The following is a 1,272-nucleotide window of genomic DNA, read 5'->3' on the forward strand; positions in this document are numbered from 1 at the left end:
CGCAATCGGATGCTCCGAAGAGTCTTCCAGTGCACCGGCGAAACGCAGCAGCTCCGTACGATCCACACCGGGCTCAGTGATCACGTCGGTCAGAGTCATCTTGCCGCTGGTGACGGTGCCGGTCTTATCGAGCACGACGGTGTCGACCTTGCGAGTGGACTCCAGCACCTCCGGGCCCTTGATGAGGACGCCCATCTGCGCACCGCGCCCGGTGCCGACGAGCAACGCGGTCGGGGTCGCCAGACCCAGCGCGCAGGGGCAGGCGATGACGAGCACAGCGACCGCTGCGGTGAACGCGGCGGCGACGGGGAACCCGCCTCCCAGCCAGGCGCCGAGGGTGATGAACGCGACGACGATGACGATCGGCACGAAGNTGCCGGAGATACGATCGGCCAGACGCTGCACCTCGGCCTTGCCGGTCTGCGCGTCCTCGACGAGCTTCGCCATCTGTGCGAGCTGTGTGTCCGAACCCACACGAGTCGCCCGCACGACCAGGCGGCCGCCGGCGTTGACGGTGGCACCGGTGACCGAGTCGCCCTCGCGGACCTCGACCGGCACGGACTCGNGGTGAGCATCGAGGCGTCCACCGCGGAGGAGCCGGAGGTCACGAGACCGTCGGTGGCGATCTTCTCGCCTGGACGGACGATGAACTCGTCGCCGACCGCCAGCTCAGAGGTGGGGATCTTCACCTCTACGCCGTCGCGGAGTACGGCGACTTCCTTCGCGCCCAACTCCAGGAGGGCGCGCAGCGCGGCCCCGGCCTGGCGCTTGGATCGCTTCTCGAAGTAGCGGCCGNGGATGAACATCGTCACGCCCGCGCCGACTTCGAGATAAATGTTCGCCGCGCCATCCGACGGAGCGATCGTGAACTCGAAGGGGTGCGTCATGCCGGGAGTGCCGGCAGTGCCGAGGAAGAGCGCATAGAGCGACCACAGCAGCGCGACGGAGGTACCCATCGAGATGAGCGTGTCCATCGTCGCCGCACCGTGCTTGAGGTTCGTCCACGCCGCCTTGTGGAACGGCCAAGCTCCCCAGATGATCACCGGTGCGGCCAGGGCGAGTGAGGCCCACTGCCAATACGTGAACTGCAGCGCGGGGATCATCGCCATCGCGATCACGGGAACAGTGAGCACGATCGCGCCGATCAGCCGATGCCGCAGCGAGGTGAGCTCACTGTCTTCCTCCTCCCCGGCCTCGGTCTCCGACATGTTCGCCGTAGTGTCCTTGGGCTTGGGCAGTGCGGCCGTGTACCCGGTCTTCTCGACCTCGGCG

Annotated in this window: 2 protein-coding genes and 1 pseudogene; 1 reads left to right on the forward strand and 2 read right to left on the reverse strand. The window is 67.3% G+C overall.

What is annotated here, in order from left to right; translation table 11 throughout:
• Together ID132_RS15420 and ID132_RS15425 are read right to left on the reverse strand one after the other, a co-directional pair.
• A partial coding sequence (locus ID132_RS15420; protein WP_459562417.1) for an HAD-IC family P-type ATPase occupies window positions 1-558 on the reverse strand: 558 nt, incomplete at its 3' end.
• A 68-nt stretch (window positions 559-626) separates the two neighbouring features.
• Window positions 627-974: pseudogene (locus tag ID132_RS15425) on the reverse strand (heavy metal translocating P-type ATPase); the annotation flags it as partial.
• Here ID132_RS15425 and ID132_RS15430 point away from each other — a divergent pair.
• A partial coding sequence (locus ID132_RS15430; protein ID WP_459562419.1) for a hypothetical protein occupies window positions 961-1,272 on the forward strand: 312 nt, incomplete at its 3' end. The pseudogene ID132_RS15425 and the gene ID132_RS15430 sit on opposite strands and share 14 nt — an antisense overlap.

This window comes from Gulosibacter sediminis, from assembly GCF_014904065.1.
Lineage (GTDB): Bacteria > Actinomycetota > Actinomycetes > Actinomycetales > Microbacteriaceae > Gulosibacter > Gulosibacter sediminis.